This window comes from Ensifer sp. LC384 (assembly GCF_001695865.1).
Classification (GTDB): Bacteria; Pseudomonadota; Alphaproteobacteria; order Rhizobiales; family Rhizobiaceae; genus Ensifer.
Map to the genome: position 1 here is coordinate 18,530 of NZ_MBST01000017.1, position 16,051 is coordinate 34,580.

General features: G+C 57.9%; 12 protein-coding genes and 1 pseudogene. 1 reads left to right on the forward strand and 12 read right to left on the reverse strand.

All coding sequences use genetic code 11. The features are described 5' to 3' along the window. Window positions 1–282: 282 nt before the first annotated feature. Window positions 283–1,335 carry an NAD/NADP-dependent octopine/nopaline dehydrogenase family protein gene (locus tag BC363_RS14590; protein ID WP_065782464.1) on the forward strand — a complete coding sequence of 351 codons (1,053 nt, stop codon included), beginning with the start codon at window positions 283–285 and terminating at the stop codon, window positions 1,333–1,335. A gap of 494 nt (window positions 1,336–1,829) precedes the next feature. On the opposite strand, the gene virB11 is transcribed toward BC363_RS14590, so the two are convergent. From virB11 to virD4, 12 genes and pseudogenes are all read right to left on the reverse strand, one after another. After that, window positions 1,830–2,831, reverse strand: coding sequence for a P-type DNA transfer ATPase VirB11 (virB11, locus tag BC363_RS14595; RefSeq protein ID WP_065782466.1), 1,002 nt, complete (start codon window positions 2,829–2,831; stop codon window positions 1,830–1,832). Continuing rightward, window positions 2,828–4,258: a TrbI/VirB10 family protein gene (locus BC363_RS14600; protein WP_244519874.1), complete on the reverse strand. Its 1,431-nt coding sequence runs from the start codon at window positions 4,256–4,258 to the stop codon at window positions 2,828–2,830. The genes virB11 and BC363_RS14600 overlap by 4 nt, the downstream gene beginning before the upstream one ends. 209 nt (window positions 4,259–4,467) lie before the next feature. After that, window positions 4,468–5,229, reverse strand: a complete 762-nt coding sequence (locus BC363_RS14605) for a TrbG/VirB9 family P-type conjugative transfer protein (RefSeq protein ID WP_065782468.1) — start codon at window positions 5,227–5,229, stop codon at window positions 4,468–4,470. A gap of 27 nt (window positions 5,230–5,256) precedes the next feature. Further along, window positions 5,257–5,931, reverse strand: a complete 675-nt coding sequence (locus BC363_RS14610) for a type IV secretion system protein (RefSeq protein WP_065782471.1) — start codon at window positions 5,929–5,931, stop codon at window positions 5,257–5,259. Window positions 5,932–5,993: 62 nt separating this feature from the next. Further along, entirely contained in the window at window positions 5,994–7,175 is a 1,182-nt protein-coding gene (locus tag BC363_RS14615) for a type IV secretion system protein (RefSeq protein ID WP_065782473.1), read from the reverse strand. Continuing rightward, the gene (locus BC363_RS14620; RefSeq protein ID WP_065782475.1) at window positions 7,172–8,005 is read right to left on the reverse strand and encodes a type IV secretion system protein; all 834 of its coding nucleotides are present in this window, start codon (window positions 8,003–8,005) and stop codon (window positions 7,172–7,174) included. The genes BC363_RS14615 and BC363_RS14620 overlap by 4 nt, the downstream gene beginning before the upstream one ends. A gap of 130 nt (window positions 8,006–8,135) precedes the next feature. Next, on the reverse strand, window positions 8,136–10,496 hold the full coding sequence (locus tag BC363_RS14625; RefSeq protein WP_244519875.1) for a DUF87 domain-containing protein: 2,361 nt from the start codon (window positions 10,494–10,496) through the stop codon (window positions 8,136–8,138). Further along, window positions 10,489–10,767, reverse strand: coding sequence for a VirB3 family type IV secretion system protein (locus BC363_RS14630; RefSeq protein ID WP_065782476.1), 279 nt, complete (start codon window positions 10,765–10,767; stop codon window positions 10,489–10,491). The genes BC363_RS14625 and BC363_RS14630 overlap by 8 nt, the downstream gene beginning before the upstream one ends. A gap of 119 nt (window positions 10,768–10,886) precedes the next feature. After that, a complete protein-coding gene (locus tag BC363_RS14635; protein WP_065782625.1) occupies window positions 10,887–11,198 on the reverse strand; it encodes a TrbC/VirB2 family protein in 312 nt (103 codons plus the stop codon). A 254-nt stretch (window positions 11,199–11,452) separates the two neighbouring features. Beyond that, window positions 11,453–12,223, reverse strand: a complete 771-nt coding sequence (locus BC363_RS35935) for a lytic transglycosylase domain-containing protein (RefSeq protein WP_348272163.1) — start codon at window positions 12,221–12,223, stop codon at window positions 11,453–11,455. Between the two features lie 165 nt (window positions 12,224–12,388). Beyond that, a pseudogene (locus tag BC363_RS35940) lies at window positions 12,389–12,682 on the reverse strand (lytic transglycosylase domain-containing protein); the annotation flags it as partial. A 1,170-nt stretch (window positions 12,683–13,852) separates the two neighbouring features. Next, entirely contained in the window at window positions 13,853–15,922 is a 2,070-nt protein-coding gene (gene virD4 / locus BC363_RS14645) for a type IV secretion system ATPase VirD4 (RefSeq protein WP_083223455.1), read from the reverse strand. Window positions 15,923–16,051 lie beyond the last annotated feature (129 nt).

The window sequence follows — 16,051 nt, forward strand, 5'->3', positions numbered from 1 at the left end:
CGAGATCCCGTAATCGGCCTGTACGATTCCGGGTGAGTCCATTTTCCGGGAAATGCGCTGGTCACGGACATACCCTGCGGTGAAGATCTCGTGACGTCCCTCAATCTCCAGCTCATTGCCGGGACGACACACGGCCCTCGTCATAACCGGCCTCGCCGCAGGTGTGTCGGCTCGCACATGTTCGATCGGGTGACAGCATCATTCTCAATACTCGGATTTCGCCGGTGTGATCTGGCTTCGCCGCACATCGGAAACAACCGCCGAAGCTCAAGAGGACCAGAAATGAAAGTTGGTATAGCCGGCGCAGGATCGATCGCCATGGGATATGCAGCACTTCTTGTGCAGAACGGCCATGAGCCAATGATCTGGTCGCGATCCGCAGCTTCCTCTGCTCGAAATCCAGTGAAGATCAGGGGCGCGATCAGTGCCGAGTTTAACGTTCATATATGTGCGAACGCCGAGGAGCTTTCAGAAGCCGATGTCATCGTTCTCGCGCTGCCTGCCTACGGACACCGCTTTGTTCTTGATGCTCTTTTGCCGCACCTCACGACACGTCACTCGGTCATTATCAGCGCGCATCTTTCCTTTGCCGCGCTCTATCTCGCCAGGAAGCTAGCCGAACGCAGCATCGAAATCCCGATCACGGCCTGGAGTACGACTGTCCTGACATGCAAACCACTGGCGGAAAACACATTCAACATTGGTGCAGTACGTGCAGAGGTCGATATGGCAACGGTCCCTTCGCGTTTGACCCATCAAGCGCACGGAACATGCGTCGCGCTGTTCGGCAATCGTTTCGCAGTGAAAGACGACATCCTCACGATCGCCTTGAGCAATCTCAATCCCCAGGACCATATGGGCATAGCGTTGTGCAACCTGTCTCGCATCGAGCGGGCGGAGGATTGGGGTCAAAACACCAATGTTACGCCGGCCGTCGGCCGCTTCCTGGAAGCGCTAGACCTCGAAAGGCTCGCAATCGCATCAGCCTTCGGAAAGAAGGTCAGATCAACCTTCGATCACTTCAGGCTGTCCTTCGATGTATCCGGTCAATCCGTTTCAGAGATATCATCTATTCTCGTTGAACGAGGAAGCGATCCGGCCGGACCGAAGAGCGTCAATACGCGTTACGTCCTCGAAGACATTCCCTTCGGTCTGATCCCGATCTTGCGCCTCGCACAAGCAGCCGGCGTTTCCGTACCATTGCATGAAGGCGGCGTCCGGATCTTGAGCGCCTGCTACGCGCGAGATTTTTCCAAAGAGAATGACCTGCTTCCCGACCTCGGCCCCATCGACCTAGCTACGCTGAGAGAGCGGGTGGTCAACGGCTACGTGTAACGGAGGAATGCGAGTGACCGGGCCCCGTCCTGCGGAACCCGCTATCCCCCATCCCGGACCATTGGGCGAGTGGCGATGCCAAAAAAATGAAAAGGCTCATGCCGTGACGGACCTTCCGGGTGGCTCTGGATGAAGAGACGGCAAGCTCATTCTCGGCGGCACCGAGCGTTGCTGGTCGGACGGGCCAGTGCGCGCTACGCTTTCCGGATGAAACGGTAGTCGGCTTTCCGAGCCAAGCCGCCCGTTCCAGGCCTCGACGTATCGAGTGTTCAGAACGTGCAGTACCCCACGACCAACACGCCGCACTTGCCTTCGCTTGTTGGTGGCCTTCGGTTGTTGGTGGCAACATTTGCGGAGGTGCCCAAACATTGGTCGGCGGTTAAAGTCCCAGTTTGCGAGAAGCGGAGACGCCCGCTCAAGGACGGCGCAATGCCACCTCTTCCCCCTCGACAAGCATTTCTTTCTCCATGTCCACGTTTGGCAGCAAGTGGCTTTCAGTTCATGTTCTGTGACGGCAGGTAGACTTCCAGAACCCCACGCTGACCGTTGCGGCGGCCAACTTGGATGACCAGATCAATGGTCTTCTTGGCATATTGGATAATCTCACCATGGCTCATGCGAACACCGGAACGCATCACCATCAATGCCAACCGGTCGAAGGCAAGCTCCGGGCTGTCGGCGTGAATCGTGGTGATCGCGCCCGGGTGGCCGGTGTTAATCGCTTCGAGGAAATCATAGGCCTCGACGCCACGGATTTCGCCAACGATGATACGATCCGGCCGCATCCGCAGGCAGCTTTCCAGAAGCCGTGATGGGCTACGTGCCGACTTCTCCTTGCGATCTGCAATCAACCCCACCTGGTTCTTGTGGGGTGGATGCAGTTCCTGCGCATCCTCGATGGTAATGATACGCTCGTTCGCGTCCGCCATGGACAGAAGCGCGCGCGCGACCGTTGTCTTGCCGGAGGATGTGCCGCCCGAAATTAGGATGTTGAACTTCTCGTCGATTGCCTGGCGGAACAGGCCTTGCAGATTACCATTCTCGGCCATTTCAGCAATCGCTTTGTGTCGTTCGCGCCGGTCGTCCTCTACCTTGATTTGGCCGCCATCGACGAACTTGATGTCCGCGCATTCGAGCGTGCGGCTGAGGTACTTGCGGATCGAGAGTGAAACGCCTTGCTCGATTGCGGGCTCGATAACCACCTGGACGCGCTGAGGACTCCCCCACACGATCACGCGGCCCGAGACAATTGGGTTGAGCGCACCGAGCGTGTTCTTTGTTTCGCCCGCGAGCTGTGCTCCGAGCCGCTTGATGGCATGTGGTGCGAGCGTAACGTCGATTTCCTCCATATGTGAGGCGCCTGCAGCTTCGATAAAGATCGAACCATCTGGATTGATCGAAAGCTCGTTGATCCGGTCATCGACAAGGTACTTGCGAAGCGGGCTCAGATACTGCTCGACATAAGAAATTTCGCGGGTTTGAACGTGAGAATTCATCGGAAAACAAGGTCCCTATTCACGAAGACACGGATTTCCTGACCCTGTGGAACGCGGATCACAGGGGGCAGGGAAAGATATTTACCCAGGATGTCCTGGCTCTGCTGCGAGACTTTCCCCGCCATGTCCGATGCCACCTGCTGGCCGCCATTGTTGCCGCCCGACGAGCCGGAAGAGCCGTTGTTGCCAACGTTGATCGTCGTGCCACCCCCCGACCGGTTTCCGGTAGCGGCCGCGATGGCGGTCGGGATCGCTGAGATCGAACTGATCAGCATCGCCGCACCGAATTTGGTCGCGATCCTGTTGTCGACGTTTCCGCCGGTTCCCGCTCGGCCGAGGACGTCCGTACCCGTCGAGCCAAGGGCGATGGATTTTCCTTGTGGCGTGACCGCCCGGTTCCAGGCAATCAGAACACGCTTTTGCGCGACCTCCACGTCATTGTTGAACGTGCCGATCAGTGCTGTACCAGCCGGCATCAGGATGCGCTTGCCATCGAAGGAGAACACTGGCTCCATAACCTGCGCGCGGATGTTACCGGGCAGTTCCGTGTCAATCGCCGTCTCAAGCACCGCAGATATTATGGTGCCTTGAACCACCGTCCGTGAGGGATCTGCAAGTCGCGTCGACATGGAGGTCTCGAACACCGAGCCAGCGGCAGATGCCAGGAATCGTGCATTCCCATCGAGGTCGTCCGGATTGGCAGGCATCGCTCCCGCTCCCACCCGCTCACCGCCGGAACCGTCGACGACCACGCCTTTCGATTCCCGCTGAAGATTGTCGATTTCCTGTTGCTTCTTCAGGAGCATCGCGTCCTTTTGTGCGAGTTCTTCAGCGCGCCTCTTGTCTTCTTGCAGACGCTCGGCCTCGGCCCGCAACCTGGCGTTTTCGGCAGACATTTTCTTTCGCTCCTCCTCGAGCTTGTCCGCCATCTGGTCGTTGTATTTCTTCAGAAGGTCCTGCATGTCTCGGATTGAGACCTCGGGCTTCTTGTTCGCGCGTGCGACATCGGCAAGCTGCTTCTGCAGCTCTTCGAAGCGCTTGCTCCACTCGACGTTCGGATCGGGCGGAGCCTGCTCAGGTGGACCCTCCGGCATAAGAAAATCCATTGAGAACCGGTCCTTAGCTTGTTTCTCAACCTCCAGATCCACCTGCGATGTCTGCGGAGCTTCATCGTCCTTGATGAGGCCCATGAGCCTGACGGCCTGGCTCGGGCCGACGGCGATGACAAAGGCAAGGCCGGCGAGGCCGAGCAAGAGCCCCCCCATGAAGAGCTTGCCGCCTTTGGTCTTTTGCCCCCCCATCTGGCGCGCTCGACGCTCTTCGAGAAGGGCGTCTCGCTCGGCCGCTTGACGGGCGTTCGCTTCCGCCTCGGCGTTGTCAACAGGGCCATTGTCGCCGTGGTATTCTTCACGCGTGCGGTCAGCCATGGGCGGCTCCTTTTCGGGGGATTAGAAGGCGCGCGAAGGCCCCGTTTCCCAGATCCATTGCTGCTGTCAGAGGTGGAACAGTGCGAGAGCCACCTGCCCTCCCCTGCTCCCCACCGCCGGAGGCCGGCCGTCCCGGAAGATCAACAGTCCCCTCGAAAGTTTCGCGCTCCTGAAGGGCCAGAGACGTCTCGTCGATCGGCTTTACCCGTTCACTTGACATAGTTGGCTCCTTTCGCTTCCATTTGGGATGTGTGGATCAAGCCTGCCCTGCCAACACAGATCATCTCATCGCCAATCCGCATCACCCAGTAGTCACTCGTGCCGTCAACGATGATGCGATCGCCATCGGTGCGCGAGTTCACCAACTTTTCCTCACGATCCTGGCCAACCTTGAAGATGGCGGGGCGCGGCGCTCCCTTGCGCAACACGAACGTGGTTTGAAGTGTGTTGTCGTGAATCGCTATCGGGCGGAAAGGCCCAACACCGGAGACAAGATAGTTTTGGTTGACCGGCCCACCCTTGACTAAACTCTTGTCGATCGGGGTGAACTGGTCCTGCGGATAGGTGAAGACGGTACGGAAAGACTGGTCAGCTCCAGCCTTCATGCCTGCCTTGATTTCACCGGCAGAAAACAGTTCGAACGTGTAAACGCGGCGGTCGGTATAGACCGTCATGTTGGTGAGTGCGTTCACGATAATCGGCTTCAGACTGACTACGTTGCCCATCCTCAGCTTCACCACTTCCCAGGACGCACTGTCGCCTATCAGAATCGACTCGACCTGCTCTCCATCAGCGAACTGAAGGGCGGTGACGGATTTCAAGTAAAGATTAAGTTTATAGACGTTGTTTTCATCATATACGTAGCGTTTAATTCGCACATCCGACTTGAATCCGATCGGAGATTGTTCAGCAAATGATAAACTGGAAAGGGATAGTAGAATTGAAAGAGATAGAATAAATCTTTTAAACATGAAAATTCCTCAACTATTATTCGTTCATCAGTCGGCGGTCTCCGCGTCAATTCTGTAAGACACAACATTGAAGCCAAGTGGATTTTTCCAGACAGTTTCCAGTGTCGCGCTTTCCTGGGGAGCGAACTGATAAGCGACAGTTGCAACGTAGGAGCGTTGCGCCGTCTGTTTGCCTTTCTCCTCACGGATCTTGGTCAGACGGACGCGCGCCAGATCGGCGCCGCCTCGCCGTGCAGACGGGGTCAGCGAGATCGACTTGACCACAACACGCACACGGACATCGTTGCCGTAAACGTTCGGCGGATAGTTCGGGGACGTCGACTTCCAGAGCGAAGTCAATGTCTCCGCGGCCCTGTCGGATGAACGTGCCAAGACATCTGGGATGCGGATGCGATTGTCGGATTGGTCGTAGGTCTCCCGATCGGCCACGTAGGAAACAAGTTCGGCCTGCAGGACAGCATCTTGCTGGTCGAGCGTCGCCGGGCGCACCTGCACGATCTTCTCGGCTTCACCCGTCGTCTTATCAACCATAACCACATAGGGTTTGGTTTCATTCAAGGGTAGGATGACAATCAAGCAGACCAGAGAGAGCACTGCTACCGCCACACTGCCGACGGCAATTTTTGCCCAATTGTTGCGCTGATTCCGCAAGGTGAAGAACAATTCGTCTTCAAATGCATGTTGGGTCGATTGAATCTTCATCGATCCTCCGCCTAATATTAAGAGAAATTTACTTTAATAAATATCGCTACAGATAATATTGACTACTCTTCTGATTTATTCTCTTTGGCGCCTTCGGCTTTCGACCCCCCATCTGGCGCTTCCGGCTCCTTTGAATTCTTGGGGTTGCTATTGGTAAACTTCATAAACCTTTGAGCACGGCGATCGTCGCGTCGGTTCACACGGGCCATCTTGCTCTGCCGCATGGCGCTGATCGCGCCCCATACGGATTGGGCGGTCGAAGCTCCGCCTTTGCGCGCTGCGCTGCCCACTTGGTAGCCGTCGCGAACGCGCCCCCCCGCACTGGAAAGCGAACTGGCAACCGTCTTGGGAGATCGCAGCGCCATTGAAGTCATTGCACGACCCATTCCGACACCCGCGGCGCCGATGGCGGACCCGGCAATCGCCTGCCCCATCTCCGGCAGTTTCCATATCAGGACGAAGGCAGCGATCATGATCACCGCGAACATCAGATAGGCTTCCTTGTTGTTGCTGCCGGCGTTCGACTCCACGAGCAAAGAGCTGGCGACATAAAGGACGATCGAGGTCAATGAGGCGAGCAGCAGTGGTATGACGAGAAAACTGAACACGAACCGAGACCAGGCCTCGAAATACTGGCGCGTCTGCTCCAGCATCAACATGCAGATCGCAAGCGGCGCCAGACTGAGGGCCATCATAAGGCCGATCTTGGCCATCATGATAACGATTGCGCATACGGCAGTCCAAATGGCACCGATGATGCCCATGAGAATACCAAGGCCGATATTCTTGAGCGACATGCCGATATCCCAAATGCTGGTATCCCTGAAGAAATCCCTCGCCATCCAGAAGAGTGCATAAGTAAACGCATCCATGGCGGTGTATTCGTCGGTTATCGTGGAGACGTCCAGAATATCGGCGCGATGCGTGACAAACTTCGCGGCTACACCCTTCACAAGCAATGCGGAGTAGTCACCTGGGGTTTGGGTGATGACATCGTAAATCGCGCTGAAATTGCCCCACACGAGGGCAAACATGGAAATCAGAACATATCTGATCCCCCATGTGAGGTAATCCGCGTAGCTTACCTGTTTGAACTGCAACACGTGATTGACGGCGATAAAAAGCAGCGCGACAAGCGCGGTCGCCTGCAGCAAAGTACCAAGCGGACCGGAGATATAGCCGAAAACCGTCTCCAGATAGGCCAGCAACGTCTTATCGACCAGGCCAACGAGGTAAGCGATCATCTGAACATATCCTTGAGCCTGGTGAAGTCGAGATTGTCCTCCATGTCCGCATGCACGCCTGCGGTTCCCATGAAATAGAAACCGGCAAGGGTGGTCAGCGCCGCCTGATTGCGGAGCATTTCGTTCAATTGCTGGGCAACCTCAAGGTTGACACGCGTGTTGATGTCAACGCTTGTCTTGAGATCGGGACTGGCGCCAAGAGCGGTGATGTAACCATCGATCCGGCCCATGCTTGCGTTTGCGCTGAGATAGGAATGTTCCGAAATCGACGAGGCAACCGCTCCATTGGCGGCCATGTAAGCGATAACCGCCTCGGCAAGCGTATCACTGTCCTTGTAGCCAAAGGCCAAGGCAAGCTTGTAGGTTGTCGCAAACTGCGAAAATGCGCTGGCGATATCCGGCGGGCCCGAAAGGTTGCCCGCAAGCCCATCGGTCACCATTTGCCGGATCGTCGTTCCGCCACCGCGACCACTCACCTCATCCGGGCCGTTGCCTATGGGAAAGGTCTTGGGGCCAGTGATGGCGGTGAGCTGGGCGTTTGCGGCGTCACGGATAGCCCCCAACAGAGTGCTCATCTGCTGGGTGGCGCCGAGTATCTGAGAGATGCCGCCCCCTATCAGTCGCGACAATTCAACCAAGTACATGAGTTGTTCGATCGTATCGACGTCGTGGGTCTCCTGCTCGGTCGCGGTTGCGGTCGGAACCGCGCCGATGGTTGGCCGGGTCAGGGGCGTGACCGTCGGCGTCTGCGCGTTTGCCGTCAAAAATGGACCCAAGGGCGCCATTGCAAGAAGAAGGGAGGTGGTCAGCGTTCTTGCGAAGCACTTCATGACACAGCTCCTTCAGACAGCACGGGAACGGCTTCCCAGAGACACGCGCAGTTGTTTTTGCGTTCTGCCGGAATGCTCTGGCAAGACGTCAGTCCGACGAGCACGATCATCAGTGTGAATGCCCTCTTTTTCATCGCAACATCTCCATCTGAAAGTCAGAATTATCCCGCCAGCCCGCCGGCGCTTTTTCACCACGGCCTCCGCCGAGGATGTTCAGCCCCTTGCCGATCGCGCTGAGATCGAAGTCGAGCACGACGCTGTCGGAGCCGGATTTCATGAGCACCAGATGGTTGTCGACGTTGCTGGTCTGAAGAAAAGCGCTCTCGGTCGGGGTCAGGTGGAGCGGCGCCAACTCACCCTCGGTGTTGTAGGAACTGGGGTAAACGAGACGCGTAACCGCGCTTTCCAGAATGGCATCCCCTGCGGCACTGTTGGTCAGATGCGAAACGCGCTGTGTCAGCAAAACGACCGCGACATTCTTCTTACGCATGGTCAGCATCCAATCTTTAAGGCGGAGCTGGAAGTAGGGATCGTCGAGCAGCTTCCAGGCCTCATCGAGCACCAGCAGCGTCGGGTTCTCATCCTCGACCAGCCGCTCGATCCTGCGAAACACGTAGCTGAGCCAGGCAGTCCGCACCGTGTCGTTGTCGAAAATCTCGGTGAGGTCGAAGGCAGTCAGCCCGGCGTCGAAGGCGAGCGGATCCAGGCCCTTGCCTCCGAACAGCCAGCCGAACTGCCCGGTTTCGTCCCAACGGCCGAGACGGTTGTAGAGATCGCCGTCATCGTCCGTGGCGCGGAGCTGGCCGCGGAACTGCTCGAAATTCTGCAGACGAGGATCGGCGGAGCTGTTCGCTTGCACCGCATCGGTCAGCGCCTGGAGCTGGATCGGATTGAGATGGCCGCCCTCATTGTCGCAGAGCGCCGTCAACCAGTCGGCAAGCCAGGCGGCGCCACGGTTGTCCGCCTCGGCACGCATCGGGTTAAAGCCCGTCTCCTCGCCCATGCGGACGGAAGAGTACCGCCCGCCCATCGCCCGGACAGCCATCTCGAAACCGTTGTCCTTGTCAAACACGATGATCCGGGCGCCGAGGCGTTGCGCCTGGCTGAGCAGGAAGGCAGTACCAAGGGTCTTGCCCGAACCGGTCTGCCCGAGAACCAGCGAATGACCGACGGTGCGCTGGCCCAGTTTGCCGGCAAGGTGGAAGTTGAAACGGAACGTTTCGCCACGGGCCGTGGGGATGATGGTTATGCAATCGCCCCAGGGGCAGTTTTCCGGCGGATTGCCCTTCGACAGGCCGTGCATGGCGCACAGCTCGGCGAAATTCTGCGACGAGATCATTGACGGGCGGGTGCGGTATGTGAAGTTGCCCGGATGCTGCGCGAAATAGACGGCGCGGGACGAGAAACTTTCACGCACGACGGCGGCCCCCGCATCCTGCATGGCGCGCGTCACATAGGCCATCGCCTCTTCCAGCTCGGCCAGGCTTTCACAGAACAGCGCGATGCTACAATGGTGATCGCCGAAAACCACCCGGCCGGAGGCAACATCGTCCTCCGCATCCTCAAGCTGCGCCATCAGCGAAACCGCGGCGTCCTCGGCCGCCTTCATCTGCTTGCGCACTCGGGCGATCTTTCCCTGGGCGGAGATGTTGTCCATCGGCGTGAAGCTCTGCGTAACCACCGTGTCGTAGGGCAGGTTCAGCCGGTCGAGAATGCCGGGATAGGTCTCGGTCGGATAATCCTTGACCGAGACAATGGTGCCATACCGTTTGCGGTTCGGGTCGGGTGTGTCACACTCGAACACCTTCCCGCGAAACGTCATCACCGAATTCGCCAGGAGATCGGAAAGAGGCAGGAATTTCATTCCCGGAATTAGGCGCCCGCTGGAGCCGTCGATCAGCGTGCGCAGGAGACCGAGCCATTCGCCGTCGTTGATCGTCAGTCGGCGTGGCTTGCCATCGCTGACGCCGACCATGAACGTGTTGATCATCTGGTCGAGGCGGACCGCACGAACTTTCACCTCCTCACGGTTATACCCTCCTCTGTTCGAAAGCAGGTGCAGGAACTTGGTGATCCTCTTTGGCGGCCTGATGACGATTGTGACCATGGTGATGCGGTCGCGAAGGCCAATGGTCTGCAGGTAATCTTGCCACCGACGGTCAATCTCGACGTTGAAGGGATGCCCCTCTACCGCCTTGATCGTCGGCCGTGTCTCCACCGAAATGCGGTGAACGTAGTAGGCGACGTCGCCGCGCTGTTGGGCGATGAAGCGGGAAAAGGCGTTGCACAGTTCCATCGTTCGCCGGCTGTCGATCGTGTCGGCGTTGATGCCCTCGACTGCGAACGAGCTCATGAGGTCGCCATCACGAAGCATGATAGTCGTGTCGTCCACGACGCTGAGATATGGCAGGCCACTGACAAGCAGTTCGCCCTTGTTGATGTGCCTGTCTTCGACGCTGTGCGTCGCCTTGGTCAGTGGAGCCTCAAGCACGATAGATCGCTCCTTCACCCTTAAGGAGCGCCAAGCTCATTCGCGTGCTCTTCATTGTGGCGATGAACACATCAATGATCTTGGGATCGTAAGCTGCAAGAGCCCTGAGGGCCACGTAGCCGACGCTGCTCATCACCACGAAATACATAAACGAACCCGTGAAGATAAAGCCAAGCATCACGATGGAAATCAGTACGACCAGATACATGATCGGAAGACCGGCGAAGGCAACCTCTCGTGTCAGGCCAATGAATAGTGTTGTGGTTTTCATAGTCGTCACTCCCTTTCGATCAGGCTAGACGGGCCCTGATGTCAGTCCACACTGGCAACTGCAGTGGCGATCGACGGCACTCACGATGCCGCCGATCGGGGACAGATGTTGCGCCTTCGTCAGGATGCGGTGATCGACGAAACGAACGTGGCGGCACCGAACACGATTGCGATGCCAATGATGATCGAGACCGCGAAGGTCCAATCCATGCGTCCGGTCATGAAGGAAAAGCCGACAGCCATGACCGCCAGTGCAGAGATAGCGATACCGATCGGGCCGGTGATCGCCTCGACGATCGCCTCGAGGAAGGTCGTCACTCCGCCAAAATCCTGAGCAGCGCTCGGTTCCGCGAGGGCTAACGTCATCATGAGCGCGGCAGCGACAATGCGGAAAACCTTGGCGCCATCGACCGTGCACTTAAAAATCGTCATGTTCTTCTCCATTTACCCAGTGGATTACTTTTCGTGTACTTTCGAAGAAAAGAGCCTCCGGGCTTCTTCTCTTCCTGAAATGCAGGGCTGCGGGCCGAGCCGCCTTCTTTCAAAGGGCAACCGACATCTTCCGGTCGGGTGCAATCCTGCCCGTTGAGGTCGAGGGGGGGGGACCCACCCGGCGCGGCTGGTCCTGAGCCAACCCAAGGTCGCCGCCAAACCATGAAATCAATCGAGGGGAACGTCTGTCGCGTTCAGGGTGGGGCCAAGATGCTCTGATGCGTGGAGCCCAGACGGTCGCCAGGCACCCTACCGACCAGAGCAACATCCATTCGGCCGACCGCCTGAAAGCGTGCCATGACATAATCAGGCCGCGGATCATTCTTTATGTCGTAGAACACATCTGCGACAAGCTGGCGGGTGTCGCGAGCGTCAGGAATAACGGCCCTATCGGTGATCGCTTTCTCGCCGGCATTGTAGGCGGCGAGCGCCAAGACGGGTGAACCGAATTGATCGAGCAGCTTGATCAGCCGGCTCGCTGCCACCTCGAGGTTTTCCTGTGGTGCAAAGGCGTCCTTGATCCCGGACACACGGACCGTGTCCGGCATCAGCTGACCGAGCCCCTTGGCGCCGTCAGGGGAAACCGCACGGTGGTTGAAGCTGCTCTGGCGGCCGATCAACGCGACGAACAACGTGACGAACGCTTCCTCGCTCAAGCCCGCCGCCTTCACACCGGGCGCTCTGGAATGGACCAGGGCCATGTCGATGGCAAGGTCGCGCACGACGAGCTGCGATTTCGTCAGAGCGCCGCCAAACGCCCGAGGCTCTGGGAGAGTGCTCAAAGCCGGCGATGGCCGGTTCATTGCCAACATCATCGGATCTGGCTCTTGGTCCGGTTTCGACGCCTTCTCCGACTGAGCGTTCGCATGCCCGCCCGGCCGTGCCGAAGCTTGCCCGCCTCCGGCCGAAATGGTGGTTGCGGCTTCCGACTTGCCGGCAAAGGCCAGAACGTTCTGTTCCTGCATGCCTGATTGCTGCTGCGATCTTTCGGTCAAAATTTTGTCGAAAGGGCTCTCGCCGCTCGCCGATACATTCGTATCGGCGACAAACGCCGCGAGCCCGCGACGTGCAACATCGCTCAACTCTTTCTCGTCGCGAGAGGGAATTGGCTCGCGCAGCACTTCGTGAAAAATATCGGCGACGTATTGGCGCGTTTCCCGATAGGGCGGGATGCCTCCGTGTTTGGCAACCGCGCCTGGGCCGGCATTGTAGGCTGCGAGCGCGAGTTCGGGTGAGCCGAACTGCTTGAGCATGTCGGTCAGGTACGTGGCGGCACCGATCAAGTTCTCTTCGGGCGCGAAACTGTCCTTGACACCGAGATCGCGTGCCGTTCCCGGCATCAATTGCCCCAAGCCCCGGGCGCCTGCCGGCGACACCGCGTGCGGCCAGAAGTTGCTCTCCCGGTGGACAAGCGTCGTAAACAGCTTGACGAACGCAGGCTCATCCAGCTTTGCCTCGCGCACGCCCGGTGCATGGGCGAACTGCGCTCCGACGCTGGCGGCGAGCTGGCGCATCTGCAGCTGTTTATCGCTGAGCGCCTGGGACAATCGCCGCGGCGCTGGAAGCGAGAAGGACTTTTGAACGGCCCGCATGGCGAGCGCGCTGTTGGTGGGCGTCCCGACCGGAGAACTGGTGCAGTGGGAGGAGAGGCGGGGGAGGCCTGCAACCATTGGTTCGCCGGTCGGAACGTTGGATACGGCCGCCACTACGGGCCTGCCGAATTCGATAACTGAAGAGGAGGTGGCGTTATCCTCAACCACCAGAGGGCCGTGCTTCAGAGAAGGCGCGCTGGTGGGCGCGCCGTCTCCGAGCACAACGACTGTACCATTACAAGTTTGTTCAAATACCGCCGCCTGGGCTTGCATATTCTGCCCCGGCGACGATGCAACTGCCGCTGATGCATAGGCTGCGCAAATCAATTTCCTACTATAGCTTGATCGTCTTTTTGGAAACAAAGACATAAATTGCTCTTTCGAAACAAATATAAAATTACTTGGTCATAATGTTCCTCACTTATATCATCAAATTTTAGGTTATCAATAGCAAATAACGCTGAATCTGCAAATATATTATGGACTTATTACGAATAATATTCGTCTATTCGATAATAATCGTAACTTCAATTGTAATTAATGCTTATTTTTACTTCAATGAGTTCATTAGTCACGTAACGTCAGCCAAATGTTCTTGAGGCGACCGGCGCCAGCCGGCGTCTTTAGCAAAAAGACAATTGAAGGCACGGGGGCCTATCTGGACGGCGTTTCCCCGGCGCACTGACCAGCGCCCTCCCCGATTGAAGTCGGGCGCAGCTTGGACGTTCTTTCGGCACACAATCGACGCAATGATCCAGCCTTCACATTTCGGGTGCATCGGCGGGTCCGGGCTGCGGTGTGAGGTCGACGACTGGCGGACCACCTTCTGCGGCAATAGCTCCAGCATTTTGCTGGCAGATGCCGAGTTCGGATTAGATTTGAGGCATTGCGCAGGCGCGTTTAAACGACGCGACGGTGGTCCTAACCCGTCGGCCCAACGCCAGACCGCCAACGATTGAGACTGCGCGGGTGGCTAGCTTGGCGGCAACCCGGACGCGTACATCAATCGCTAAGATTCGCGCGATATTGCTCTTGCACCGACTTGATCCGCTGCAGCAATTCGCGCTGCCCCGCAAGCACCGATATATCCACTCCACCGCCGCCACCAACACCGCCGTTAGCGCCGGTGTTTGACTGTTGCGTCGTCTGCGTCTGTGCCGTTGGTTTGGGCACTGGCTGACTGGACTGCGCTTGCTTGCGGATCTCCGCGTATTCCGCCATGGGGCGTGGGTCGGCTTCAACGGCGGATTTGGGGGGCATTTGGAAAACTGGGTCCGGTTCAGCGAAGGCGTCCTCGAAGCCCACCACATCATGATCTGGCTCGTAATCGTCCTGCTGATTTCCGATTGACTGAGCCCGCACCGGCTCGCCCGCACCGCTGGCGAACACGTCGGCGTGTCCGCTGCCCAGAAGTGACTTGGGTTCCGGCAACTCGCCCGTCTGGGTATCGAAGAGACGTTTCAGGTGGCGATCCGAGTAATACTTGACCTTGTGCATATGCAGCGGCGGGCGGCCCTTGATCAGAACGATCTGCTTGTCGTCATCGACCAGCCGCACCTGTTCCGGACGCATCAGCAAGGCGCCCTGTTCCGACTTCTGGATATTGGCGGACCACCATTCCTTTTGATTGTAGGACGTGGATTTGTTGGTGAAGGTGTATTCGCCAATCGCCTTGGAAATATATTCGGGCGTCTCGTCGTCGGCAGTGGCCATGAAAACCTGGACGCCGGTGTTGGAGAGAAAGTTCGATTTTCCCGCCTGTTCATAGGCTCCTGTCAGCGCTGACAGGCTCTGGATGATAAACATGAACCGGCCCTTGTAGCCGGCAATGGTCGTCACCGCCGTCTCGATGGCTTCCAGCCGGCCGAGATGCTTGAATTCGTCAAGCAGGAACAGGACTTCGAAGATCTCGTCCTTGCCGGGCATTTCGCGCTGAAGGATCGAAACCACCTGCTGAAAGAACAGGCGCACGAGCGGCGCGATCACCTCCAGATCGTTCGGGCTGACACAGAGATAGATCGAGGTCGGATCCCGCCTCAAATCATAGATCGAGAAATCTGACCTCGAGGTTGCACCCTTGATCATCGGATCGGCCCAGAGATTGAGCCCACCGTCGCCGAGCACCGAGGTATAGGAGGTGATGATCTTGGTGTCGTTGCCGGCCATGTTGTCGAAGATGCGGGTGACCTCGGGAATGCTGCTTTCCTCGGCGAGCTGGGCGAACAGCTTGTATTTCTCGCCCGGAGAGGCAAACAGGTCGTAGACAGCGCCGATGGTCGGATTGCCCCGCTCGATGCAGGCAAGAACGCCGGCAACGAACAGGTCGCGCGCGCCGTCGATAAACCCTTCCGCGCCCTTGCCTTTTGCCTCGATGAGGTTGACGGCAAGGCGCCTCGTTTCGGTAAACCGCCGTTCAGGCGGCATGGCGACGATGTCGAGCACCGGATTGAAGCAATGGGTTCTGCCCTGTTTGTCCAATGGCGAGAACTTGAAGATCCGGTCGCCGCGTTTCAGCCGGGCACGCGACGTCATCTCGAACAGTTCCCCCTTCACGTCGAGCGCCAGGACCGAACCGTTGAAGGTGAGCAAGGTGGGAACGACGATACCGACCCCCTTGCCGGCGCGGGTTGGTGCGACCACGAGACTGTGCGGCTGCTCGCCGTTGGTCAGGTACTGGCCAAAGCCGCGCGGCCCGGATGTCCTGCCGAAGATCGGCCCGGCGATTTTCCGGTAGGGCTTGATGTAGCCCGCTCTGGCCATGTCCTGGAACCGGGCCCATTGGGCTGTGCCGAAGTGCTTTTTCTTGAACAGGAAGACCGTCAGGATCAGCGGAACGATCAACGATGTCGCAGCCACGATGCCGAGGCAAACGAGAAAGGCATCGGTAACCGCCCCCAGATGGATCGGCGTCTCATACCAGAAGGCGAGAAGATCCATGTCCTTCAGTCCACGAAGACCGGACCCGTTTTTAAACGTCACATAGATGCTTGAGAAGATCAGCCCAACCGGCAACGCGCCGACCATAGCAAGAAGCAGGGTGTTCACTTTGCTGTTGGCGTTTTGTATTACCATGGATGCGACCTAATCAATCCCGTCAATAGTCGGAGTGCCTTCGGCTGTTTTCAGCAACGATACCGGCAGCTCTGTTTCGAACGCACCTAGTGCCTGACTCCGTTCCCGGTCTCCAAAGCCAAAGATCAA